This is a genomic window from Agrobacterium sp. 22-214-1, from assembly GCF_053522465.1.
The window spans coordinates 484,631-508,464 of the sequence record NZ_JBNWCK010000001.1; the positions used below are offsets into that span (position 1 = coordinate 484,631).

Annotated in this window: 23 protein-coding genes and 1 tRNA gene; 13 read left to right on the forward strand and 11 right to left on the reverse strand. The window is 59.7% G+C overall.

The window, feature by feature from the left end; genetic code table 11:
* Window positions 1–33: 33 nt before the first annotated feature.
* Together ACQZ5G_RS02460 and ACQZ5G_RS02465 are read right to left on the reverse strand one after the other, a co-directional pair.
* On the reverse strand, window positions 34–567 hold the full coding sequence (locus ACQZ5G_RS02460; RefSeq protein ID WP_003525039.1) for a gamma carbonic anhydrase family protein: 534 nt from the start codon (window positions 565–567) through the stop codon (window positions 34–36).
* 33 nt (window positions 568–600) lie between these two features.
* Window positions 601–1,290, reverse strand: a complete 690-nt coding sequence (locus ACQZ5G_RS02465; protein ID WP_448736874.1) for a fumarylacetoacetate hydrolase family protein — start codon at window positions 1,288–1,290, stop codon at window positions 601–603.
* Between the two features lie 137 nt (window positions 1,291–1,427).
* On the opposite strand from ACQZ5G_RS02465, the gene dusA reads away from it, so the two are divergent.
* Entirely contained in the window at window positions 1,428–2,438 is a 1,011-nt protein-coding gene (dusA, locus tag ACQZ5G_RS02470; RefSeq protein WP_448736875.1) for a tRNA dihydrouridine(20/20a) synthase DusA, read from the forward strand.
* A gap of 6 nt (window positions 2,439–2,444) precedes the next feature.
* Here dusA and ACQZ5G_RS02475 read toward each other — a convergent pair whose 3' ends face one another.
* Genes ACQZ5G_RS02475 through uvrA form a run of 3 tightly spaced genes read right to left on the reverse strand, consistent with a single transcriptional unit; the run spans window position 2,445 to window position 6,810 of the window.
* Entirely contained in the window at window positions 2,445–3,245 is an 801-nt protein-coding gene (locus ACQZ5G_RS02475; protein WP_448736876.1) for a DUF72 domain-containing protein, read from the reverse strand.
* Window positions 3,246–3,249: 4 nt separating this feature from the next.
* Window positions 3,250–3,882 (reverse strand): hypothetical protein, encoded by a 633-nt coding sequence (locus tag ACQZ5G_RS02480; protein ID WP_035240802.1) that lies wholly within the window; start codon window positions 3,880–3,882, stop codon window positions 3,250–3,252.
* A 6-nt stretch (window positions 3,883–3,888) separates the two neighbouring features.
* Window positions 3,889–6,810, reverse strand: coding sequence for an excinuclease ABC subunit UvrA (uvrA, locus tag ACQZ5G_RS02485; RefSeq protein ID WP_448736878.1), 2,922 nt, complete (start codon window positions 6,808–6,810; stop codon window positions 3,889–3,891).
* Window positions 6,811–7,074: 264 nt separating this feature from the next.
* Here uvrA and ACQZ5G_RS02490 point away from each other — a divergent pair, with 264 nt between their 5' ends.
* Both ACQZ5G_RS02490 and ACQZ5G_RS02495 read left to right on the forward strand, forming a co-directional pair.
* Window positions 7,075–7,650, forward strand: a complete 576-nt coding sequence (locus ACQZ5G_RS02490) for a single-stranded DNA-binding protein (protein ID WP_448736879.1) — start codon at window positions 7,075–7,077, stop codon at window positions 7,648–7,650.
* Between the two features lie 39 nt (window positions 7,651–7,689).
* On the forward strand, window positions 7,690–7,944 hold the full coding sequence (locus ACQZ5G_RS02495) for a hypothetical protein (protein ID WP_448736880.1): 255 nt from the start codon (window positions 7,690–7,692) through the stop codon (window positions 7,942–7,944).
* A gap of 56 nt (window positions 7,945–8,000) precedes the next feature.
* Here the strand turns inward: ACQZ5G_RS02495 and ACQZ5G_RS02500 are convergent, their stop codons facing one another.
* Both ACQZ5G_RS02500 and ACQZ5G_RS02505 read right to left on the reverse strand, forming a co-directional pair.
* Entirely contained in the window at window positions 8,001–9,149 is a 1,149-nt protein-coding gene (locus ACQZ5G_RS02500) for an HPP family protein (RefSeq protein WP_448736881.1), read from the reverse strand.
* Between the two features lie 132 nt (window positions 9,150–9,281).
* On the reverse strand, window positions 9,282–9,911 hold the full coding sequence (locus ACQZ5G_RS02505) for a MarC family protein (RefSeq protein WP_003525062.1): 630 nt from the start codon (window positions 9,909–9,911) through the stop codon (window positions 9,282–9,284).
* A gap of 217 nt (window positions 9,912–10,128) precedes the next feature.
* Here ACQZ5G_RS02505 and gyrA point away from each other — a divergent pair, with 217 nt between their 5' ends.
* The gene (gyrA, locus tag ACQZ5G_RS02510; RefSeq protein ID WP_448736882.1) at window positions 10,129–12,912 is read left to right on the forward strand and encodes a DNA gyrase subunit A; all 2,784 of its coding nucleotides are present in this window, start codon (window positions 10,129–10,131) and stop codon (window positions 12,910–12,912) included.
* A 96-nt stretch (window positions 12,913–13,008) separates the two neighbouring features.
* On the opposite strand, the gene ACQZ5G_RS02515 is transcribed toward gyrA, so the two are convergent.
* The 3 genes from ACQZ5G_RS02515 to ACQZ5G_RS02525 all read right to left on the reverse strand — a co-directional run bounded on the left by ACQZ5G_RS02515 (window position 13,009) and on the right by ACQZ5G_RS02525 (window position 15,704).
* Complete coding sequence (locus ACQZ5G_RS02515; protein WP_448736883.1) at window positions 13,009–13,269, reverse strand: hypothetical protein; 261 nt, start codon at window positions 13,267–13,269, stop codon at window positions 13,009–13,011.
* Window positions 13,270–13,352: 83 nt separating this feature from the next.
* Entirely contained in the window at window positions 13,353–14,846 is a 1,494-nt protein-coding gene (locus tag ACQZ5G_RS02520; protein WP_448736884.1) for an SPOR domain-containing protein, read from the reverse strand.
* Window positions 14,847–14,984: 138 nt separating this feature from the next.
* Window positions 14,985–15,704 carry a hypothetical protein gene (locus ACQZ5G_RS02525; protein ID WP_448736885.1) on the reverse strand — a complete coding sequence of 240 codons (720 nt, stop codon included), beginning with the start codon at window positions 15,702–15,704 and terminating at the stop codon, window positions 14,985–14,987.
* Window positions 15,705–15,841: 137 nt separating this feature from the next.
* Here ACQZ5G_RS02525 and ACQZ5G_RS02530 point away from each other — a divergent pair, with 137 nt between their 5' ends.
* The 4 genes from ACQZ5G_RS02530 (at window position 15,842) to ACQZ5G_RS02545 (ending at window position 17,019) form a co-directional block, all read left to right on the forward strand.
* Window positions 15,842–16,105 carry a hypothetical protein gene (locus ACQZ5G_RS02530; protein ID WP_035261275.1) on the forward strand — a complete coding sequence of 88 codons (264 nt, stop codon included), beginning with the start codon at window positions 15,842–15,844 and terminating at the stop codon, window positions 16,103–16,105.
* Window positions 16,106–16,120: 15 nt separating this feature from the next.
* Window positions 16,121–16,348, forward strand: coding sequence for a hypothetical protein (locus tag ACQZ5G_RS02535; RefSeq protein WP_035261278.1), 228 nt, complete (start codon window positions 16,121–16,123; stop codon window positions 16,346–16,348).
* A gap of 341 nt (window positions 16,349–16,689) precedes the next feature.
* The gene (locus ACQZ5G_RS02540; RefSeq protein WP_162856850.1) at window positions 16,690–16,842 is read left to right on the forward strand and encodes a hypothetical protein; all 153 of its coding nucleotides are present in this window, start codon (window positions 16,690–16,692) and stop codon (window positions 16,840–16,842) included.
* An 87-nt stretch (window positions 16,843–16,929) separates the two neighbouring features.
* A tRNA-Ser gene (locus ACQZ5G_RS02545) sits at window positions 16,930–17,019 on the forward strand.
* A 131-nt stretch (window positions 17,020–17,150) separates the two neighbouring features.
* Here the strand turns inward: ACQZ5G_RS02545 and ACQZ5G_RS02550 are convergent.
* A complete protein-coding gene (locus tag ACQZ5G_RS02550; RefSeq protein WP_448736886.1) occupies window positions 17,151–17,489 on the reverse strand; it encodes a hypothetical protein in 339 nt (112 codons plus the stop codon).
* 317 nt (window positions 17,490–17,806) lie between these two features.
* On the opposite strand from ACQZ5G_RS02550, the gene ACQZ5G_RS02555 reads away from it, so the two are divergent.
* From ACQZ5G_RS02555 to metG, 5 genes are all read left to right on the forward strand, one after another.
* Complete coding sequence (locus ACQZ5G_RS02555; protein WP_003523698.1) at window positions 17,807–18,895, forward strand: septal ring lytic transglycosylase RlpA family protein; 1,089 nt, start codon at window positions 17,807–17,809, stop codon at window positions 18,893–18,895.
* A 75-nt stretch (window positions 18,896–18,970) separates the two neighbouring features.
* The gene (locus ACQZ5G_RS02560) at window positions 18,971–20,143 is read left to right on the forward strand and encodes a D-alanyl-D-alanine carboxypeptidase family protein (RefSeq protein WP_448736887.1); all 1,173 of its coding nucleotides are present in this window, start codon (window positions 18,971–18,973) and stop codon (window positions 20,141–20,143) included.
* A gap of 135 nt (window positions 20,144–20,278) precedes the next feature.
* Window positions 20,279–20,953 (forward strand): dTMP kinase, encoded by a 675-nt coding sequence (gene tmk / locus ACQZ5G_RS02565; RefSeq protein ID WP_448736888.1) that lies wholly within the window; start codon window positions 20,279–20,281, stop codon window positions 20,951–20,953.
* On the forward strand, window positions 20,946–21,971 hold the full coding sequence (locus tag ACQZ5G_RS02570; protein ID WP_448742658.1) for a DNA polymerase III subunit delta': 1,026 nt from the start codon (window positions 20,946–20,948) through the stop codon (window positions 21,969–21,971). Before tmk ends, ACQZ5G_RS02570 begins: the two co-directional genes overlap by 8 nt.
* Window positions 21,972–22,274: 303 nt before the next feature.
* A complete protein-coding gene (gene metG, locus ACQZ5G_RS02575; RefSeq protein ID WP_448736890.1) occupies window positions 22,275–23,825 on the forward strand; it encodes a methionine--tRNA ligase in 1,551 nt (516 codons plus the stop codon).
* Window positions 23,826–23,834 lie beyond the last annotated feature (9 nt).

A 23,834-nucleotide genomic window follows, 5' to 3' on the forward strand; every position in this document is an offset into this window, starting at 1 on the left:
CATGGCAGGGCGGGCGTGGATGCCCGCCGTTTCCTACCCCTCGATTATCGCCAGATCTTTCGAAAAGCGCTTCCAGTTTTCGATGTATTTTTCGGCCGAGCGGCGAAGCCCCGCGGCGGCCTCATCATCCAGCGTGCGGATGGCGCGCGCCGGCGAGCCGACAATCAGGGAATTGTCCGGAAATTCCTTGCCCTCCGTCACCAGCGCATTGGCGCCGACGAGGCAGTTGCGGCCGATCTTCGCGCCGTTCAGGATCGTCGCGCCCATGCCGATGAGCGAATTGTCGCCAATGGTGCAGCCATGCACGATGGCATGGTGGCCGATAGTGCACATTTCGCCGATGACGGCGGGAAAACCGGGATCGCTATGCACCATCACGCCCTCCTGAATATTGGTGCCGCGCCCGATGCTGATCGGCTCGTTATCGCCGCGCAGCGTTGCGCCGAACCAGATGCCGACATCCTCACCGAGCGTCACCGAGCCGATGACATTGGCATCCGGGGCAACCCAGTAGCGATCAGGCGCAGGGGTCTGCGGCACCCGGTCGGCGAGGCGGTAAAGCGGCATGGTGGTCTCCTCCCTTTTGTTTTTTTGACGACCTCAGGCAACCGTCACGCCCAGCGTGCCGACACCCTCGACGCCGCATTCGATGCGGTCGCCACGCACGATGGGGCCGACGCCGGCCGGCGTGCCGGTCATGATGACATCGCCAGCGGCAAGCGTGAACAGCTTGGAAAGTTCGGCAATCACTTCCGGCACCTTCCAGATCATCTGGGCCAGATCGCCCGTCTGCTTGCGTTCACCATTGACGTCGAGCCAGATCGCGCCGGTAGCGGGATGGCCGATCCTGTCTGCCGGGACGATGGGGGAGACCGGTGCGGAATATTCGAAGGCCTTCGCGCCTTCCCAGGAGCGGCCCATCTTCTTCAGGCCGTCCTGAAGGTCGCGACGGGTCATGTCTATGCCGACGGCGTAACCCCAGACATGATCCAGTGCCTCGGACGCCGGGATATCGGCACCGCCGCTTTTCAGAATCACGACACATTCGACTTCGTAGTGCACATTCGATGACAGCGGCGGGTAGGGGAAGTCCTGACCGGCGGGCAGCAGATTGTCCGGGTTTTTCTGGAAATAAAAGGGCGGCTCGCGCGAGGGATCGTGGCCCATCTCAATAGCGTGATCGGCATAATTGCGGCCGACGCAATAGACCCGCCGGACGGGGAACAGATCGCCCGTGCCTTCAACGGGCAGGAGAACGGGTTTCGGAGCGGGGATGACGGTGGTGGCCATGTCGATTTCCTGTCGTCTTTTTCGGTGCGATTCTTGTCCCGCGATTCCGGGGCGATTTCCAGTTCAAAATGACCCCGACTGCAAAACTGGCTTTTTACGGTCCTTTGCTGTAGAAGCCGGCGCAAAGAGGTTAATCCATGTACAGACAAGCGCTTGCAAGCGGCGAAAAAATCTTCGCCGTGGCCCCCATGATCGACTGGACCGATACCCGCTGCAGGTTTCTGCACCGGCAATTGTCGAAGCGCGCGCTGCTTTATACTGAAATGATCGTCGCCGACGCCATCATCCATGGCCAGCGCGACAGGCTGCTCGGCTATCACCCTGGGGAACATCCCGTCGCGCTGCAGCTTGGCGGATCGGATCCGGCCAAGCTCGCCGAGGCGGTGCGGATCGCCGGCGATTACGGATATGACGAGATCAACCTCAATGTCGGCTGTCCCTCGGATCGCGTGCAGTCCGGCACATTCGGTGCCTGCCTGATGCGCGAGCCGGAGGTGGTAGCGCAATGTGTCGCGGCAATGAAGGCTGTCGCCAGCGTGCCGGTTACGGTGAAATGCCGGATCGGGGTCGACGATCAGCAGCCGGAAGCTGTTCTGCCGGATTTTCTGAAGCGGGTTGTTGCGGCGGGCGCGGACGCGGTCTGGGTTCATGCGCGAAAAGCCTGGCTGCAGGGGCTTTCGCCGAAGGAAAACCGCGAAGTGCCGCCGCTCGATTATGATCTCGTCTATCGCATGAAGCGGGAAAACTCCGATGTCTTTATCGGCATCAATGGCGGTATCGCCGATCTCGATCAGGCGAGCGAACATCTCCAGCATATGGATGGTGTGATGCTCGGCCGTGCCGCTTATCACAACACGTCCATTCTTGCCGATGTCGACCATCGCATCTATGGCGAAGAGGCCCGCCAGCCGGACTGGATAGCGCTGCGTGACGCGATGATGGCCTATGCCGCCGACTATATCGCCGCAGGCGGACGTCTCAACCACGTCACCCGCCACATGGTCGGGCTGTTTCAGGGCATGCCCGGCGCGCGCCGTTTCCGGCAAATCCTCTCCAGCGACGCCACCCGGCCGGGCGCTGGCCCGGAGGTGATCGAGGCCGCTTTCGCGGCCATCGATTTCAGCCCGACGAAAGACATGGCGGGCTGAAAGCGCTCAGACCGCCTTTTGCAGTTCCTGCGCACCAACAGGCGCATTCACCTTGCCGCCGGTGATGAAGAAGGCGAAGACATCGCGCGGTGTCTTTTCGACCTTCCGATCCGGCGCTATCAGCGGCAGATCGTCCGGCACGGCGCCCTTCGCATAGGTCTTTACCCGCTCGGCCCAATGGTCGATGTCTTTTTTCGGGTAACAGGTCTTGATATCGTCCTCGCCCTTCTGCAGGCGGCAATAGACGAAATCGGCCGTCACATCCGGCAGCATCGGATAATCATGATGGTCGGCGCAGACGACGGCGACCTTGTGCCTGGCGAGAAGATCGATGAATTCCGGAACCTGAAATGTCTCGTTGCGCACCTCGACGACATGGCGAAGACGGATGCCGTCCTGCTTCTCCGGTAACAGAGACAGAAATGCGCCAAAATCCTCCGCGTCGAATTTTTTCGTCGGCGCGAATTGCCAGAGGATCGGGCCGAGGTGGGACCCGAGTTCCGTCAGCCCCTGCGTCAGAAACTTCGTCATCGATTCACCGGCCTCGGCCAGAACCCTGCGGTTGGTGACGAAGCGGCTCGCCTTTAGCGAGAAGACGAAATCCTCGGGCACTTCGGAAGCCCATTTGGCAAAAGTTTCCGGCTTCTGGCTGCTGTAATAGGTGCCGTTCACCTCTATGGCCGTGAGCTGCCGGCTGGCATGCTCCAGCTGGCGCTTCTTCGGCAGTTTTTCCGGATAAAATGTGCCTTCCCATGGCTCAAAGGTCCAGCCGCCGATACCGGTGCGGATCGTGCCTGACATATTCATCTCTCTAATCTCCTCCACCGGCGCGATCCACTGATGACAATTCACATGAGTTGCCACGTGTGTTCTCTTGAAATTTCTCAAGTGTAAATCTTGGATATTTTTCTATCCATTCTGTTCTTTGCATTGCCCGCGCGGAAATGTCAGAGATGCAATATATCTTGCTTAGCTCAAACATTATTTCATTCTTCTCGCGTTCCACCTTTATGACAGCACCTAGGGGGTGCTTTTCTAGGTCGGCCGTTCCCATCGCCGTATATCGATGAACAGGCACTGGAGTCAGATTGCACCATCGATCTGACACCAATAAGTGCAACTCCCAATGGAATTCATCTAAGTGCCACCACAGATTTTTGTATGTTTCAAACTTTCTGTCGTTAATCGGGTTCGCCCGTTCAACTTCAATGCAGATTACCGACATAACGTCTTCATCGATAAACCAAAGATCAGGAATAATTCCTTCTTTCCAAACCTCTCCTATCTCTAGGAATTCCTTCCAAGAGGTTGATTCTTCGGTGTTAGCCCATCCTTCTTCATTCCATTGAAGCTCTTGAATTGCTTTTCGAAATCCAGAACGTTTGGCTGCCCGATATGACTGCTGAAGCAATGTTATTGCGGTCTCGTGTATCGATCCAACCAATTTGTTCTACTCCGCAGCCTCCCGTTTTCCGGCCGGCCGGCGCTCCAGAAGCTCCTTCAGGAAGTGACCGGTATAGGAGCGATCGACCTTCACGATGTCCTCCGGTGTGCCGGTCGCCACCACCTCGCCGCCGCCCGTGCCGCCTTCGGGGCCGATATCGATGATCCAGTCGGCCGTCTTGATGACTTCGAGATTGTGTTCGATCACAACGACGGAATTGCCCTGTTCCACCAGCGCGTGCAACATTTCCAGGAGCTTGTTGACGTCGTGGAAGTGCAGGCCGGTCGTCGGTTCGTCGAGGATATAGAGCGTGCGGCCGGTCGATCGCTTTGACAGTTCCTTGGCAAGCTTGACGCGCTGCGCCTCGCCGCCGGAGAGCGTATTGGCCTGCTGGCCGACCTTGATGTAACCGAGGCCGACATCGAAGAGCGATTGCAGCTTGTCGCGCACTGCCGGCACGGCGGCGAAGAATTCCACGCCTTCCTCGACCGTCATATCCAGCACGTCGGCGATGGATTTGCTCTTGAAGGTGACGTCCAGCGTTTCGCGATTATAGCGCTTGCCGTGGCAGACATCGCAGGTGACATAGACGTCAGGCAGGAAGTGCATCTCGATCTTGATGACACCGTCGCCCTGGCAGGCCTCACAGCGGCCACCCTTGACGTTGAAAGAGAAACGGCCCGGTGCATAACCGCGCGCCTTGGCTTCCGGCAGGCCGGCGAACCAGTCACGGATCGGCGTAAAGGCGCCGGTATAGGTGGCCGGATTGGAGCGCGGCGTTCGGCCGATCGGCGACTGGTCGATATCAATCACCTTGTCGATGAATTCGAAACCATCGATGCGATCGTGCTCGGCCGGGATTTCGCGCGCTCCCATCACCCGGCGGGCCGCCGATTTGTATAGAGTCTCGATCAGGAAGGTGGACTTGCCGCCACCCGATACGCCGGTTACGGCGGTGAAAACGCCAAGCGGCACAGCCGCGGTGACATTCTTCAGATTGTTGCCGCGTGCACCGAACACCTTGATCTCGCGGCCCTTCTTGGGCTTGCGGCGCTCAGCCGGCACGGCAACGCCGAGTTCGCCAGAGAGATATTTGCCGGTTAGCGATTTTGGATTGGCCATCACCTCCTGCGGCGAGCCTTCGGCAATCACCTGACCGCCGTGAATGCCGGCCGCCGGGCCGATATCGACGACGTAATCTGCCGTCAGAATGGCATCTTCGTCGTGTTCGACCACGATGACGGTATTACCGATATCGCGCAGATGTTTCAGCGTATCGAGCAGCCGGGCATTGTCGCGCTGGTGCAGACCGATGGAGGGCTCATCGAGAACATAGAGAACGCCTGTCAGGCCCGAACCGATCTGCGAGGCCAGACGGATACGCTGGCTTTCACCGCCGGAAAGCGTGCCGGAATTGCGCGACAAGCTGAGATAATCCAGCCCGACATCGTTGAGGAAGCGCAGCCTTTCGCGGATTTCCTTGAGGATACGGACAGCGATTTCGTTCTGCTTGGCGTTTAGGCTTTCCGGCAGCACCTCGAACCAGTCACGCGCGGTGCGGATCGACATTTCGGTGACTTCGCCGATATGCAGCCTGTTGATCTTGACGGCGAGCGCTTCCGGCTTCAGGCGATAACCGGCGCAGGCCGGGCAGGGGGCCGCCGACATGTAGCGTTCGATTTCCTCACGCGCCCAGGCGCTGTCGGTCTCTTTCCAGCGACGCTCCAGATTGGGCACGATGCCTTCGAAGTTCTTCACCGTCTTGTAGGAGCGGGCGCCGTCCTGATAGTTGAACTCGATCTTGTCATCCGTGCCCTGAAGGATGGCGTGCTGCGCCTCCTTCGAAAGATCGGACCATTTGCTTGAAAGCTTGAAACCGAAAGCTTTGCCGAGTGCTTCCAGCGTCTGGTTGTAATAGGGCGAGGAAGACTTTGCCCAGGGAGCAATGGCGCCGTCGCGCAGGGTGCGGGCTGGCTCCGGTACGATCAGGTTTTCATCCACCTTCTGCTGCGAGCCAAGGCCATCGCAGCTGGGGCAAGCGCCGAAGGGATTGTTGAAGGAGAACAGACGCGGCTCGATTTCCGGAATGGTGAAGCCGGAAACGGGGCAGGCGAATTTTTCCGAAAACAGCACACGCTCGTGAGTCTCGTTGAGAGACTTGTTGGCGGAGCCGCCGGCGGCGGTCTCTTCGGGCGGCAGAGGCTTGTCGGCAAATTCTGCGATTGCCAGGCCGTCGGCAAGCTTGAGGCAGGTCTCGAGACTGTCGGCAAGGCGCGCGGCCATATCCGGGCGCACCACCGCACGGTCGACCACCACGTCGATATCGTGTTTGTATTTCTTGTCGAGGGCGGGCACGTCGGCGATTTCGTAGAACTGGCCATCCACCTTGACGCGCTGGAAGCCCTTCTTCATCAGATCGGCGAGTTCCTTTTTATATTCGCCTTTGCGGCCGCGCACCATCGGCGCGAGAATATAAAGACGTGTGCCTTCCTCGAAAGCGAGGATGCGGTCGACCATCTGGCTGACCGTCTGGCTTTCGATCGGCAGGCCCGTGGCCGGCGAATAGGGCACGCCGACACGCGCGAACAGCAGGCGCATATAGTCGTAGATTTCGGTGACCGTGCCGACCGTGGAACGCGGATTGCGCGATGTGGTCTTCTGCTCGATGGAGATTGCCGGCGACAGGCCGTCGATCTGGTCGACATCCGGCTTCTGCATCATTTCCAGGAACTGGCGCGCATAGGCCGAAAGGCTTTCGACATAACGGCGCTGGCCTTCGGCATAGATCGTATCGAAGGCAAGCGAGGACTTGCCCGAACCGGAAAGGCCGGTCATGACGATCAGCTTGTTGCGCGGCAGGTCCAGATCGATGCCCTTGAGGTTGTGCTCACGGGCGCCACGGATGGAAATCGTCTTCAGTTCACTCATGACAAGGCTCGGACAAAAATAACAGGCTTGATGGCAGCGCGTCCTTATGTAGTGACGCAGCCGGATGTGTCGAGGTCTATTCCCAATCGGTCGCAGCTTTTCGGAATGCTTGACTCGAAATCTGGGATTCAATAGAACAAAAAAGGAACGAATTGCAAGCGCGAATGTCTGCTCCCGCAGCTTAAGATTATTCTTTGTGGATAGTTCCATGCTTGCGGTGCCCTTTGCCAGCGGCGGCAGCTATTGTGTGGCGAATTTTTTGAAATGCAATTGCCGGTCATGAAGGCTGGCGGACAGGATGACGAGATGGCTGGTAGCGTAAACAAGGTAATTCTGATCGGGAACGTGGGTGCAGATCCCGAAATCCGCCGGACGCAGGATGGACGCCCCATCGCCAACCTGCGTATCGCCACCTCTGAGACCTGGCGGGACCGCAACAGCGGCGAGCGCAAGGAAAAGACCGAATGGCACACCGTCGTCGTCTTCAACGAAGGCCTGTGCAAGGTCGTCGAGCAATATGTCAAGAAGGGCGCCAAGCTCTATATTGAAGGCCAGCTGCAGACGCGCAAATGGCAGGACCAGACCGGCAACGACCGTTATTCCACTGAAATAGTGCTGCAGGGCTTCAACTCCACGCTGACGATGCTCGATGGTCGCGGTGAGGGCGGTGGCCGTAGCGGCGGCGATTTCGGCGGCGGCAATGATTATGGCAGCGGCGGCGGCTCCAGCTATGGCGGCGGTTACGACCAGCAGTCCTCGTCGCGCGGCGGCTCTTCCCGTGGCGGCGGCCAGCCTTCCGGCGGCTTCTCCAACGATATGGATGACGATATTCCGTTCTGAGCGGATGGCGAATTCGGGAAAGCGTAACGGGAGACAGGCATGAGTGATGCGCCCGCACCGAAACAGCCGGCAACCTGGCGCATCGTTCTTGCCTTCTTCCTCGATTTCTGGACGGCGTTTTTCGCCGCCGGATTTCTCGTGGCGGCGGTTGCAGGCGGGCGCACGCCACAGGGTTTTGCCTTGAACGGTGTGCCCGCCTTTATCGCGTTTGCGCTTATCGTCGCATATTTTGTCGTGCTCGGCCGGTTCTTTGGCGGCACGTTATGGCAGCGTCTTCTGAAGGCGAGGCGCTAACATCCGGCTTTGCCGGCTCTCCGATGGGGGAGAAGGTATTTCGGCGTCGCGGCAGACTATGCCGCGACCTTGTCCGCCAGCATCGCGACCATGACATCGGATTGCGACACGATGCCGACCATCTTGCCTCTGGCGTCGATCACCGGCAGGTAATGCAGTCCTTCTTCGGCAAAGCGGATGATGGCTTCCTCGATTGCCGTTTCCGGCCGTACGGTTCTGACCGGCGATGTCATGATGTCCTTGACGGTATCGTTGGGGGCGCTTGCGCCGGAGAGGATGAGGCGCAGCCGCTGCAGGAAACCGATGGAGGGACGGCCGTTTCTCCAGCTCGCCTTTTCCAGAAAATCCGTCTGGGTGACGATGCCGACGATCTCCGCCTTATCGTTGGTGACCGGCAATGCCTTGAAATGGTGGCTGTGCATCAGCGCATGGGCATGGCGCAGACTGTCATCAGGCGCAACACCGACGACATCGCGCGACATGACGCTGGCGCAATCGAGATGCAGCGCACGGCGACGCCAGGAGCGCAGTTCGGTCTTGCGTAAAATGGTTTCGAGCTCGTCGCGGTCGATATCCAGGACCTGGTCATATTCCTTCAGCACCTCGTCGAGGTCGTTGGAGGAAAAGCCGATTTTCTGGATGGGGGTCGGATCGGTGGTGCCATGGGCGGCCTTGCCGAGCTTCAGGCCGTGTGGGTAGGCGCGGCCGGTGGCATTGTTATACGCGAGGGCCAGGGCAAGAAGGATCAGCGAATTTCCGGCGACGGGCCAGAGCAGGAAACCATAACCGAGGCTGTGCACGGCTGGGCCGCCGAGAACGGCGGTGAGCGCCACCGCACCGCTTGGCGGGTGCAGGCAGCGCAAAGCCATCATTGCGGCAATGGCGAGGCTGATGGCGAGCGCGCTGGCAAGGAATAGATCCGGTATCAGCAGCGCGACTGTTACGCCCACGAAGGCCGAAACGAGGTTGCCGCAGAGGATCGACCAGGGCTGCGCCAGCGGGCTGGAGGGCACGGCGAACAGAAGCACGGCCGAAGCGCCCATCGGCGCGATCATGGCGGGCAGGGTGGGATCGAAACGCAGAGCGAGACTTCCCAGAAGGCCGGTCAGCAGAATGCCGACAAAGGCGCCGGTTGCGGAGCGCAGCCTTTCCCTGTTGCTGACGGGTGCGGCATCCGGGATGAGGCGACGCAGCGTGGAACGCATGGAGATAACTTTCGAATCCGAAAAAACATGCGTCTTTTAGCCGAAGCTGCGATCGGATTTAAAGGGAGGATTTTCCGGCGTTTTAGCGGTTGGCGGGAATTTATTGCGCGGGCACCGCCAAAGGGCGGCTTTTCAAAAAGCGAAGGCCGATTTTATGCCGTCGACCACGAACTGCACGGAAAGGGCGGCAAGCAGCACGCCGAGCAGTCGGGTGAGGATCGCGCGGCCGGTATTGCCGAGAAAACGGTCCATCCGCTCCGAGACGATCAGGGCCGCATAAACGAGGGCCATGGCGAAAGCGAGGATCAGGATGAGCACCAGCATCTCGACGGTGGTTTTCATCGAGCCGGCGAGAAGTACGGTTGCGGAAATGGCGCCCGGCCCGGCGATCAGGGGCAGCGCCAGCGGAAAGACCGCCAGATTGTGAAGGTGGTCCTTGGTGATGGCGATCTCGGAGGTCTTTTCCTTGCGCTCCTGGCGTTTTTCGAAAATCATCTCGAAGGAAATCCAGAACAGCAACAGGCCGCCGGCGATGCGGAAAGCACCGAGCGAGATGCCGAGAAGATTGAGGATGGCAAGGCCGAAGAGCGCGAAGACGGCGAGAATGCCGAAGGCGATGATGGAGCCGCGCAGCGCCACCTGGCTGCGCTGGTCGCGCGTCATGCCGGCGGTCAGCGCCAGAAAGACGGGGGCGAGGCCCGGCGGATCGAGCGTGACCAGAAGTGTGGTAAGCGCGTTGATGAGCGTTTCGCTGCTGGCCATTCTTTCCCCGTCTCATCTGTTTTTAGGGCGGAGCCTACGCAAGTCGCCGGCACTTTGAAAGGGAGCGGCGGCGCTTTTGCTAGGCTAAATCGTGAAAAGCGGCGTTCGTCTTGCAAATGACGCAAAAGCCTGTTCAAAACTCGCCGGGAAATTGGCTTAACGTGGCTGTTTCCGCTATAAAAATCCATCCGATTCTTAACAGAGAATGTGATCCGTTTTGACTGACCAGAGCCCCCCCGGCGGCGGAAAACTTCCGCCAGGCATTGAACCGATTTCCATCATGGAGGAAATGCAGCGGTCGTATCTCGATTACGCCATGAGCGTCATCGTATCCCGCGCGCTTCCCGATGTGCGAGACGGCCTGAAGCCGGTTCATCGCCGTATTCTTTACGGCATGTCCGAACTCGGCATCGACTGGAACAAGAAATACGTCAAATGCGCCCGCGTTACCGGTGACGTGATGGGTAAATTCCATCCGCACGGCAACTCGGCAATCTATGACGCGCTGGCGCGTATGGCGCAGGACTGGTCGCTCCGCCTGCCGCTGATCGACGGGCAGGGCAATTTCGGCTCGATCGACGGCGATCCGCCGGCGGCAGAACGTTATACCGAATGCCGTCTGGATAAAGCTGCGCATTCGCTGCTTGACGATCTCGACAAGGAAACGGTCGACTTCCGCGACAATTATGACGGCACCTTGCAGGAGCCAGTCGTCATTCCGGCCAAGTTCCCGAACCTTCTGGTCAACGGCGCAGGCGGCATCGCCGTTGGCATGGCCACCAATATTCCGCCGCACAATCTCTCCGAGGTGATCGACGGCTGTATCGCCATGATCGACAATCCGGCGATCGAGCTGCCGGAACTGATGCAGATCATTCCGGGTCCCGACTTCCCGACCGGCGCCTTGATCATGGGCCGCTCCGGCATCCGCTCGGCTTATGAAACTGGCCGTGGATCGGTTATCATGCGTGGCCGCGCGACGATCGAGCCGATGCGTGGCGACCGTGAGCAGATCATCATCACCGAAGTTCCCTACCAGGTGAACAAGGCGTCGATGATCGAAAAAATGGCGGAGCTCGTCAAGGAAAAGCGCATCGAGGGCATTTCCGACCTGCGCGACGAATCCGACCGCCAGGGTTACCGCGTCGTCATCGAATTGAAGCGCGACGCCAATGCAGACGTCATCCTGAACCAGCTTTACCGCTACACGCCACTGCAGACCTCGTTTGGCTGCAACATGGTGGCGCTGAACGGCGGCAAACCCGAGCAGATGACGCTACTCGACATGTTGCGTGCTTTCGTCTCCTTCCGCGAGGATGTCGTCAGCCGTCGCACGAAATACCTGCTGCGGAAGGCGCGCGAGCGTGCGCATGTGTTGGTGGGTCTGGCGATTTCCGTCGCCAATATCGACGAGGTCATCCGCGTCATCCGCCATGCTCCCGATCCGGCTTCGGCCCGAGAGGAACTGATGACCCGGCGCTGGCCTGCACAGGATGTGGAAAGCCTGATCCGTCTCATCGATGATCCCCGCCACCGCATCAACGAAGACGGGACTTACAACCTCTCCGAGGAACAGGCACGCGCCATTCTTGAATTGCGTCTTGCCCGTCTGACGGCGCTCGGCCGCGATGAAATTGGCGACGAGCTGAACAAGATCGGCGCTGAGATCAGCGAGTATCTGGAAATCCTGTCATCGCGCCTGCGCATCATGCAGATCGTGAAGGATGAGCTGACCGCCGTTCGTGACGAGTTCGGTACGCCGCGTCGCTCCGAGATCGTCGAGGGCGGTCCCGACATGGACGATGAAGACCTCATCGCCCGCGAGGACATGGTCGTCACCGTTTCGCATCTCGGCTATATCAAGCGCGTGCCGCTGACCACGTACCGGGCGCAGCGTCGCGGCGGCAAGGGCCGTTCCGGCATGGCGACGCGCGACGAGGATTTCGTCAACCGTCTCTTCGTTGCCAATACCCATACGCCGGTGCTGTTCTTCTCCTCGCGTGGCATCGTCTACAAGGAAAAGGTCTGGCGTCTGCCGATCGGCACGCCGCAGTCCAAGGGCAAGGCCCTCATCAACATGCTGCCGCTGGAGCCCGGCGAGCGCATCACCACCATCATGCCGTTGCCCGAGGATGAGACCACCTGGGAAACGCTTGACGTGATGTTCTCGACGACACGCGGCACGGTTCGCCGCAACAAGCTCGGCGATTTCGTGCAGGTCAACCGCAATGGCAAGATCGCCATGAAGCTGGACGAGGAGGGCGATGAAATCCTCTCCGTCGAAACCTGTACGGACCGCGATGACGTGCTGCTGACGACCGCGCTCGGCCAGTGCATCCGCTTCCCCGTGGACGATGTGCGCGTCTTTGCCGGCCGCAACTCCGTCGGTGTGCGCGGCATCAACATGGCCGAGGGTGACCGCATCATTTCCATGACCATTGTGGGCCATGTGGAAGCTGAACCGTGGGAGCGTGCGGCCTATCTTAAGCGCTCGGCTGCTGAGCGGCGTGCCGCAGGCGTCGATGAGGACGATATCGCACTCGTTGGCGAGGAAGTGACGGAAGAGGGTGAACTGAGCGAAGAGCGTTATCAGGAACTGAAGGCACGTGAAGAATTCGTGCTGACGGTTTCCGTGAAGGGCTTCGGCAAGCGCTCCTCTTCTTACGATTTCCGCACCTCGGGCCGCGGCGGCAAGGGCATCCGCGCCACCGACACCTCGAAGACCAACGAGATCGGCGAACTGGTTGCGGCCTTCCCCGTGGACGAAGGCGACCAGATCATGCTGGTTTCCGATGGCGGGCAGCTCATCCGCGTGCCGGTCAACGGCATCCGCATCGCCAGCCGCGCCACCAAGGGTGTGACGATCTTCTCTACCGCGAAGGATGAGAAGGTGGTTTCCGTGGAGCGCATCAACGAGCCGGAAGGCGACGACCAAGCAGAGAACGGTAATGGCGAAGATGCCGCCGACGATCTGCCGGAGGCACCGGAGAACGAGGCGTAAGCCGCCTCGTCATCTTCGGGTACCAATCAAGAAGAACCCCGCGGCGCTCAGGCTCCGCGGGGTTTTTGTTTGTGTCGTATCGACTGCGTTTGATTTTCAGCGAATCCGAATATGGACCGGAGCGCGACCCGAACGGCTCGCGACGTGAAGGTGGATGTTTGCTTCCGGCTGATTGGAGCGCCAGGCACGGGCGCCATGCGACAGAAGCAGCGCCACGAGATCGCGTGTCTTCGCCTTGGAACGGTTGAGACCGAGATCGGCGATACGCATCGCCACTTCGTGAATGGGATGCAGAACCGACAGGCTGCCATGCCCGTTGCCAGACGCAATGTCCGAATAATTCTCGTTGACTGCCATCTTGGAAAGCCTCGCTACACATTACAAACTTCGAGGAGACAGGCGATGTTTCGACCATGAAGCACCGCCTGTGGAAACGTCTGTTACTGGAGTGACGCCCAGCAGCTGACGCCTTTCTTTTTCAATGCATTGCATGCATTCACCGCGGCGTTCTGGCCATCGAAGCCGCCGAAACGGGCGCGGTAGATCTGGGAGCCGTCCTTGCTGAAGGCGACCGTGAAGGGTTTTGCGGAGCGCAGTGCCGCGCCACCCTTTTCCTGCGCGTTCTGCAACAGGCCGCGTGCGGAGTTCTCATCGGGAGATGCACCGATCTGGATCACCCAGCCGCCCTGCGGAGCCTCTGCCCTGGCCGAGACCGAAGGGGCGGAGAGGACAGGCGCCGTGGTGGATGCGGTGACGATATTGTCCACCTTGGTCGAGTTGGTGATCAACTTGCGGTCCGGTGCAGCGGGCGCCTGATTGATTGGGTCCTTGCCCTTCTGCCAGGTGGCGGCTTCCATGGCCTTGACGGCTGCATTGGAAGAGGAGCCCGCGAAGGCGGTGACCGGGGCTTCTTCGTAACGGGTCTGCGGCACCGGACCGGAATTGGGCAGGCCGGCTGCGGTTGCCGCAACTGCCACGGAAGGAACAGCAGCGGCCACGGCGACGGGCTCTTCGACCGGCGCTGAGCGGGTCTGCGCGATCAGGTTGCTGTTGCCGCCACGCGATGCCTGCGGCAGATAGGTTGCGACAAGCTTGCGCATGGTGGCGTCACGGGCAGCGCTGGAGCGGCCGCCGAGAACGACGGCGACGATGGAGCGGCCGTCCAGCTGAGCCGATGTGGCAAGGTTGCTGCCGGCTGCACGGGTATAACCGGTCTTGATGCCATCCACACCCTTCACGGTTCCGACGAGGCGGTTATGGTTGCCGATAACCTGCTTGCCGAAATTGAAAGTGCGGGTGGAGAAATAGCCGTAATATTGCGGGAAATGCTGGCGAAGCGCGACGCCGAGACGGGCCTGGTCGCGTGCCGTCGTCATCTGCGCCGTGTTGGGCAGGCCGTTGGCGTTGCGATAGGTCGTGCGGGTCATGCCGAGTGCGCGGGCCTTGGCGGTCATCATTCTGGCGAAACGGTCTTCCGAGCCACCGAGATATTCGCCGAGCGCGGTTGCCATGTCATTTGCGGACCGGGTGACGAGCGCGAGGATAGCCTGCTCCACGGTGATGCTGCCGCCGGCGCGCACACCGAGCTTGGACGGCGGCTCCTTGGCGGCGTTGGCTGACACCGGCACCTTGGAATCGAGCGAGATACGTCCAGTATTGAGCGCTTCGAATGTCAGATAAAGCGTCATCATCTTCGTCAGCGAAGCCGGATAACGCAGCCCGTCCGGATCCTCGCCATAGAGGACCTTGCCGGTTTTGGCATCGATGACGATGCCCGCATATTTCGGATCGGCCTTTGCGGTTTGAACGGATGTTGCGGTTATGAACGCCGCAGCAAGGGTTAACGCAATAAACCTTACGAAAGACGTCGCACCCGCTTTGCGCGAATGTGCCCCAGATAGACTTTTCAACACTGCTGAACTCTTCAATCGCATATTTCTGTTCCGCTCGGACACGCCCCGCCCGATGCTCCGGGAAGAAACTTTATCGGGATGGCGTTACCAAGTGGTTTATGAAAGGTATCTGCCTTCCATAAAATGCGACTTTTCGCACGCAATCTGTGCCGTGCTGTTTCACCGATTTCCGTCTTTTACGAGGCGGCGCTCGATATAGTTTTTCACATCCGCATCCAGCTTTTGCCATTGCGGCAGCAGGGCGGAGGAGAAACGGTAGAACAGGCTGAGGTCCTGTCCGGCGTGAATATCCCTCTGACAATCGCTGCCGGTGGCCGCCTGCGGCGTTTGCGGCAGCAGGCAGCGCACCACATAGGCGCTTTCGCCTTCGCGCTCGCCGGTCAGTATGACTTCCTTGCCGTAACCGGAATCAGCCCGCAGGCGGTGCAGCAGCAGGCCGTGCTTCAGCGGCACGGGCTCTCCTTCCGTCAGCCGTGAATAGATCGGCCCGAAACGGCCGGACATGTCCTCGGACATGGTGCTTTGCGAAAGCTGGATGAAGATGAGCCCTGCCGCCTGCGCCGGATCGTCGAAGACGGCGCGATTCGCTTCCTCATACCCCTTGAGGTCAGGCCAGCTCAGATAAAGGTCGACGCGCTCGCGTTCTCCGCCGAGGCGCTCGGAAGGCGCCCGCAGGGTGTTTTTGGCAAGCTTCAGCCGGTCGTTGCCGATGACGATCTCCACCTCCTCGGTGGCCGTCGTATGGCCCGCCTGGAGAATCCGCTCGCCATACCATTTGATGCCGAGATTGAGGGTGCCTAGAAAGACGAGAAGAATTCCGGCGATGAGAGCGGCCCGGAGCATGAGTGACGATGAAAGCAGGGGTTTCTGGTCGTTCATGGGCTTCCATATTCGTTCCGGCCGCCGGATAAGTTTCCGGCCGGGAAATAGCCGTGCAAAGCTTTAACCCGAGGCGATCGGCATTGAAATGATGTTTTGCCACTGCTACCTGATAACGACCAAGCAAAGGACGGCATATGGCAGCGCGCGACAGATATTCCCGGAAGCTCGAATGTTCCAGATGTGGTCATCAGGGTTTTGCCGAAGCGTCGGAATCGGATGACAAGAGCCGCCGGGACGTCGATTTTCGCATCGATGAAATGCCGCGTGGATTTCGCGCGGAGCGCGCCTCGGGCGATCCAACGGATTTCATGATCCGCTGCGCCCAGTGCGGCAACATATTCCGTTTCCTGCAGAAAACCGCCTATGCGCCCGGAGGCGAGCCGCGCGTGAAGGCCTGAAGGGAAGGTATCGGCATGACTTTACCGCAACAACCGAACGGAGCGCCGCAAAGGCGCAAGCCGATCTGGCCGTGGATCGTGCTGCTGGTGCTGACGCTTTCAGCCATTTATTCCTATAATCGCGCCAACGAAATCATCGCCGAATTGTCCGATACCTTGCCGCCGGCGCTGCTGAACCTGTTCGAAGATATTCTCCGGGGTGACGGCCGGCATGGCAATGGCGGGCCGAGCATCGGCGTCTGAGGCGAGGGCGGTATGGAGAGCCGCTGGCCTTTTTGGCCGTGCTTCGTCTTCTGGGCCATAAAAGAAAAAAGCCCCGCAAAGAGGCGGGGCAGGTTGATCGCTCGGGGAAAGTTGGGCAATGCCCGGGAGCGATGGGTTGATATAAGTGACAATAGTGCTGACGCGATAGGCCATTTCCGTCCCAAACAGTACGCCTATGCATAAATTTCGCTCAATCAGCAGATTTTTAAACGATGAGTTCGGGAAATCTGTAAGACAACTTGACAGACTTTCGCTTTATTCTTCGCATTGCCTCGAATTGCACATATTCGCCTTTAACATAACGTGACATGAGCAGACGCATGGATAAATCGGGAATCCTCTTCGTGGCGCTTTTGCTGGTGCTTGTGGCAATCGTTTTAAGCCTGACGCTATTCGATACGGCTCAGCAGGTGCCCTCGATACCTTCAGGTGATGGATCCCTGCTGCCGCCGGCAACGACCCCGGGGCAATGATCTGCCAACCATAAGAGAAGGGCGACACAGCTCGTCCGGGCGGGATTGACGGCCTTTTTCAAACCGCTATAAAGCCTCACCACCGATGGATGGGTGTCCGAGTGGTTTAAGGAACCGGTCTTGAAAACCGGCGTGCGTGAGAGCGTACCGTGGGTTCGAATCCCACCCCATCTGCCATAAAGCGCAAAAATCATTCGAACAACGCTGCGACGAGGGATGCCTCGATCGCGTTAATCAGCTTTGGAATGGCTCGAATTCAGCGCAAATGAGAAACCCGCCTTGCGGCGGGTTCCATGCTGTTTATCCAATCAAATTTCCGGGCAGCCCCGTTCATTGGCGAAGGTGATGCGATCCGGCCCCCGGCGCGTGAAGCCTTCGACGACGACACGACCAGGGGTGACGCGCACGACCTCGGGATCGCGCAGGCCTGCTTCACGGGCGGCGGCGCGGGCTTCGCGTTCGCTGCAGCCGCGCATGCGGGGCGGGCCGCGGCGGTCTACGTCCCGGTCACGATCGCGGATGACGGGGCGAACGCCATCGGGGCCGATTCTGAGTTCCATGTCCTGCGCACCTGCGGGGATCGGCGCGGCGAAGGATGCCAGGGCGATGCCCATCGCCAGAGCTGTGGTTTTCATAAGCTTGATCATGTTTCCTCCCTCAGCCGAAACCGGCGGAAAGCTCGTTTGTTTGCGGGGAGAGAACGCGGTTGCCGTCCGTTTGTTCCTTGCAGATGCGGTGAGCGGGAGATGTTGAGGCGGGTAAATCCGGCCCGATGGGCGGGCTCAAAAGATAGAAATCATTAACCACGTTCGTTACAATTTTATCGAATTTGCAGAAGTCGTTCGCATTTTCGCCACGTTATGCACAAGATTAAGCGACTGTTAGGTGCTTCGATGGCAGGGGCAATTATCGAGGCAAGTGAGGGTGCGGTTCTCCGAGCCAATAGCAGCGTGGGGCAGACGATTTGAATTCTACGGTCAAGAAACTCGGCATCAACGCCAGGTCGGGCGTGAAGTGGCTTGCAATTTCCGTGCTTTGCGCCGCAACCGCATCGTGTTCCACGACATCCGAGACCAAGCCTAAGCCCAAGCGCAGCAAGGAATATTTTTCCGAATCCGAATATGGCGTCAAAGCCAGCCCGCGTGTGGCCGATGGCAAAGCCATTCCCAAGGGCGGCGGGCGCGAGCTGATCGGCAACGCCTATACCGTCAAGGGCCGCCGTTATTTCCCGAAGGAAGAGCCGGGTTACAACAAGACCGGTCTTGCTTCCTGGTACGGTTCCGCCTTCCATGGCCGCCTGACCGCTAATGGCGAAGTCTACGACAAAGAACATCTTTCTGCCGCACATCCGACATTTCCCCTGCCGAGCTACGCGCGCATCACCAACATGGAAAATGGCGCTTCGGTTCTGGTGCGCGTCAACGATCGCGGACCGTTCCACGAAGGCCGCCTGATCGACGTTTCAAGCAAGACGGCCGATCTTCTCGACATGAAGGCCACCGGCACGGCCAATGTGCGGGTACAATATGCCGGCCGCGCACCGCTCGATGGTCACGACATGCCTTATCTGATGGCATCCTATATTCCGAAGGGTTCGCGTTCGCCGGGTGTAGCACCCGAAGGGCAGATCGCGACGGGCGTGATGGTGGCTTCGGCCTCACCGAATTTCGTTCCGGCTCCCGTATCCAACCCGAATTATGGCGGCTCCGCACAGACCGCGCTCGTCGGTTCCAAGAAGAATGCGGCGCTTCAGGCCATGCCGCTGGTCAACGGCCCGGCGCCGGCTTTCGAGCAGTTCGCGATCCTGCCGGAAATCGGCCCTATCCTGGCGGAGCGTCCGGAAGGCAATTTCATGCGTGAGCCGGCGGCGCCTGGCGGCAATTATCTGCGCGTGCCGACGCCTTCCTCCAAATTTGCGGCGGCCTATTCCGAAGAATCGGCTACGGTCTCCAGGACCGCGAGCGCCTTCGACAGCGTGCTCGTCGACCGTGGCGCGCTGAACGAGCAATCGATACTCGCCCATGTGAAGCGTCAGCAGGCGAAGTCGCGCTGACGGATTGAAGGATACGGCCGGCCTCTCGCCTTTGACGCGGGCAGCCGGTTACGGCAGGCAGGACTGGGCGGTTTCATGCGCAAGGCCATTCATCGCTCCTATCGTTCGGTCGTCGCAGCGGCAGCGTTTGCGTTTTTCAGTGCAGGTCCGGTGCAATCGCAGACCGGCCCCTTCATTGCAAAGGCCGAACAGGCCTATATGATCGATGCCGAAACAGGCACGGTGCTTCTTTCGCAAAACGAGAATCAGCCCTTTCCGCCCGCGTCGCTTGCCAAGCTGATGACGATTGAGGTGGTGCTGGATGCGCTGTCAAAGGGGCAGGTGACGTCAGAGACGGCTTACCCCGTCTCCGAATATGCCTGGCGCACGGGCGGCGCGCCCTCGCGCACCTCGACCATGTTCGCGGCGCTGAAATCCTCCGTCAGCATCAACGATCTTTTGACCGGCATCATCGTGCAGAACGCCAATGACGGCTGCATCGTCGTTGCCGAAGGCATGGCGGGTTCGGATTCCGCCTTCGCCAAGCGCATGACTGTGCGGGCGGGCGAACTGGGCATGAGCAGCAGTACCTTTACCAATTCGACCGGGCTTCCCGACCCCGGCAACCGGACGACTGCGAGGGACATGGTGCGTCTTGCGCAACATCTGCGTGACACCTATCCCGAGCGTTACGGGCTTTTCACCAAACCGGATTTCGAATGGAACCGGATTTTCCAGCGCAACAAGAATACGCTCCTGATGCCTGGCAGCGGCATAGACGGTCTCGGTCTCGGTTTTGCGGAAGGCAGCGGTTTTGCGGCTGTCGTTTCGGCCGAGCGGGAAGGCCGCCGGGTCTATCTGGCGCTTGCCGGCATCGTGGACGACAAGACGCGGCAGGAAGAGGCCCGCCGGGTGGTGGACTGGGGCCTGACCGCCTTTGAAAAACGCCATCTCTTCAGCAAGGACGAAGCCGTCGGGTCGGTCAGCGTCTATGGCGGCGATGTTTCGCATATCGATCTTTCGCCGAAGGAAGATGTCAGCGTGCTGGTGCCGGTCAATAATCCGGAGCGTATTTCCGGCCGCATCGTCTATCGCTGGCCCCTGAATGCGCCGCTGGACGTCGGGGCAAATGCCGGAACGCTTAAGATTTTTTCGGGCGAGCGCCTGTTGCGGGAAGTACCGCTTTATACGAAGGCGGCAGTCGGCAAGGGGTCGCTCACCCAGAATGCGACAGGCGCGCTGAAGGAACTCTTGCTGTTCTGGCTCTGAACGCCTGTTCCACGCGCAGACTAGTTCCTATGCTTTTGTTCAGGCATCGGATTTTCTGAAAACCGCTTCACAGATTTCGGTTCGATGCTGTAAACAGGCATTTCGAATTCGAGGAAACCCGTGCAGGACGTGACATTGGCCGAAAAGACCGGATTGTTCATCAGCTTCGAAGGCGGCGAAGGCGCCGGCAAGTCGACGCAGATTCGCACGCTTGCCGAGGCGCTTCGCGGCCGTGGTTTTGAGGTGGTCGTGACGCGTGAGCCGGGCGGCTCGCCGGGTGCGGAGGCCGTTCGGCATGTTCTCCTCTCGGGTTCTGCCGAATCCTTCGGGGTGCGCATGGAAGCGATCCTGTTTGCGGCTGCGCGCAACGACCATGTCGAAGAGGTCATTCGCCCGGCGCTCGCGCGCGGTGAGATCGTGCTCTGCGACCGGTTCCTCGATTCGTCCCGCGTCTATCAGGGCACGACCGGCAATCTGGAACCGGATTTCATCGAGACGTTGCAACGCATCGCCATTGACGGTGTCGTGCCGGAACTGACGTTGATTTTCGATATTGCCGCCGAAAAGGGGCTCGCCCGCGCCAGAAAGCGCGCGGATGAAGGCGCTGCGCCGGACCGGTTCGAAAAAGAGGAAATCGAGACCCACGAGAAGCGGCGTGAGGCCTATCTCGACATCGCGCTTGCCGAGCCGCGTCGTTGCCGGATCGTCAACGCCGATCAGCCGGAAGAAAAAGTGGCGGAGGATGTCATGTCCTTTGTCGAACCCTTGCTCGAACAGCTGAAAACAGCGGCGGGCGTGGCGCATGAGTGAGGTCCAGGGCGTTCTCGACGGTGCGATTGCGCCGCAGCAGAACACGAAGCTTTTCGGGCATGAGGAAGCGGAAGCCTTCCTCGCGCAGTCCTATCGCTCCGGCAAGGGCCATCATGCCATTCTGATCGAAGGGCCGGAGGGGATCGGCAAGGCGACGCTTGCCTTCCGTTTCGCCAATCATGTACTCAGCCATCCCGATCCGTCGCTGGCGCCGGATTTTCTCGCCGATCCCGATCCGCAATCGCTGGTCAGCCGCCAGATCACGGCCGGGGCCTCGCATAATCTGCTGCATCTGACCCGTCCGGTGGATGAAAAGACCGGCCGCGTGAAATCCGCCATTACGGTGGACGAGGTGCGGCGGGCAGGGCACTTCTTTTCGCAGACCTCCGGCACCGGCAACTGGCGCATCGTCATCATCGATCCCGCCGACGATCTCAACCGCAACGCCGCGAATGCGATCCTCAAAATACTGGAGGAGCCACCGAAACGAGCGATGTTCCTCGTTCTCTCCCATGCGCCGGGAAAATTGCTGCCGACCATCCGTTCGCGCTGCATGCCGTTGAGGCTCCTGCCGCTTTCCGATGCGGCCATGGTGCAATCTCTCGATCATCTCGGCATCAGCCCGGAAGGCAAAAAGCGCGACGCCCTGCTTGCCGCCTCCAAGGGCAGCGTGGCGCAGGCGTTGAAGCTGATGAATTACGGCGGCTCCGACATTGTCGAAGCCTTTGCGCAGGTCATGGCGGCTGAGGGACCTGGCGCGCGCAAGCAGATGCATAAGCTCGCCGAGGTTCTGGCACAGAAGGACGGCGACATCGTTCTCGGCTTCTTCATGGAGCATGTAACGGAAGAGCTCATGGAGCGCGCACGGGCGGCGGCGATGGCGGGCGATATCGCGGCGGCGGAGAAACATGCACGGCTTTCCTCGACGCTCTCGGAACGCATCACCGTGGCGCAGGCCTATAATCTCGACAAGAAGCAGATGGTGCTTTCCATTCTGGAAGATATTCGCGGCGTTTGAAGGCGAGGGATCGTACGGAATGTACGATTCGACGGTGGATGAATTCTCCTCCGTCAGGCCGGACTTGATCCGGCATCCAGCCACGGCGCATCCGCGCCCTGAAGAGAGTCTTTTGCGATCAAGGACTTGATCGCGCTGGACCCCGGATCCAGTCCGGGGTGACGGAATGCGGAGCCAAGCGCTCGCCAAATCCGCTTTGTCTGCAAGCGGTCGTACAAAACGTACGCTCTGCCTTTCGCTGCTGCGAACAATGGTTTAAGAGCGGTCTATCCAAAAAACAGCCTGTAAAGTCGATAGACCGTCATGACAGACAAGACACCATTCTACATCACCACCGCGATCTCCTATCCTAACGGCAAGCCGCATATCGGCCATGCCTATGAGTTGATTGCGACGGACGCCATGGCACGCTTTCAGCGCCTGGATGGAATGGATGTGTTCTTCCTGACAGGCACCGACGAACACGGCCAGAAGATGCAGCAGACGGCGCGGGCGGAAGGCATTTCGCCGGAAGAACTGGCTGAGCGCAATTCCGACCAGTTCCGCGCGATGGGCAAGCTGCTCAACGCCTCGAACGACGATTTCATCCGCACCACGGAAGAACGTCACCACGAGACCTCACGCAATATCTGGAACCTGATGGCCGACAGCGGCGACATCTACAAGGACAGCTATGCCGGCTGGTATTCCGTGCGTGACGAGGCCTATTACGCCGAGGACGAAACGGAAGTGCGCGCTGACGGCGTTCGTTACGGGCCGCAGGGCACGCCAGTGGAATGGGTGGAGGAGGAAAGCTATTTCTTCAAGCTCTCCGAGTATCAGGACAAGCTGCTGAAGCTCTATGAGGAGAACCCGGAGTTCATCGGCCCGGCAGAACGTCGCAACGAAATCATCTCCTTCGTCAAATCCGGCCTCAAGGACCTGTCGATTTCCCGCACCACCTTCGACTGGGGCATCAAGGTTCCAAACGATCCGAAGCATGTCATGTATGTATGGGTCGATGCGCTGACCAACTACATCACCGCCACGGGTTATCTTGAAGACAGGAACGGCCCGCGCGCCAAATATTGGCCGGCCGACGTTCACATCATCGGCAAAGATATCATTCGCTTTCACGCGGTTTATTGGCCGGCCTTCCTGATGAGCGCGAAGCTGCCTCTGCCCAAGCGCGTCTATGCGCATGGCTTCCTGCTCAACAAGGGCGAGAAGATGTCGAAATCGCTCGGCAATGTCGTTGATCCCGCCAACCTGGTGAACCATTTCGGCCTCGATCAGGTCCGTTATTTCTTCATGCGTGAAGTCTCCTTCGGTCAGGACGGCAGCTATAGCGAAGAGGGTATCGCCACCCGTATCAATGCCGACCTCGCCAACGGTATCGGCAATCTCGCCAGCCGTTCACTGTCGATGATCGTCAAGAATTGCGACGGCCAGATTCCGACCCCCGGCGCGTTCACCGATGAAGACAAGGCGATGCTGGCATCTGCGGACGGATTGCTGGGCGTTTGCCGTGAGGAGATGGGCAAGCAGCTCATTCACCGCGCGGTAGCGGCCATCATCGCCGTCGTTTCGGAAACCGACCGGTATTTCGCGTCGCAGGAGCCGTGGGCGCTGAAGAAGACCGATCCCGAGCGCATGGGCACCGTGCTTTACGTTACGGCGGAGGTGGTGCGCCAGATCGGCATTCTCTTGCAGCCGATCATGCCGGGTTCCTGTGAAAAGCTGCTGGATCTCGTCGCGGCGCCTGCCGACAAACGTGATTTTGCGGCTTTGGGCGAGGCGGGTCGTCTGGTTCCGGGCACGCCGCTGGAAGCACCGAAGCCGGTTTTCCCGCGTTACGTCGCACCGGAAGCGTGAAGGCGAGAC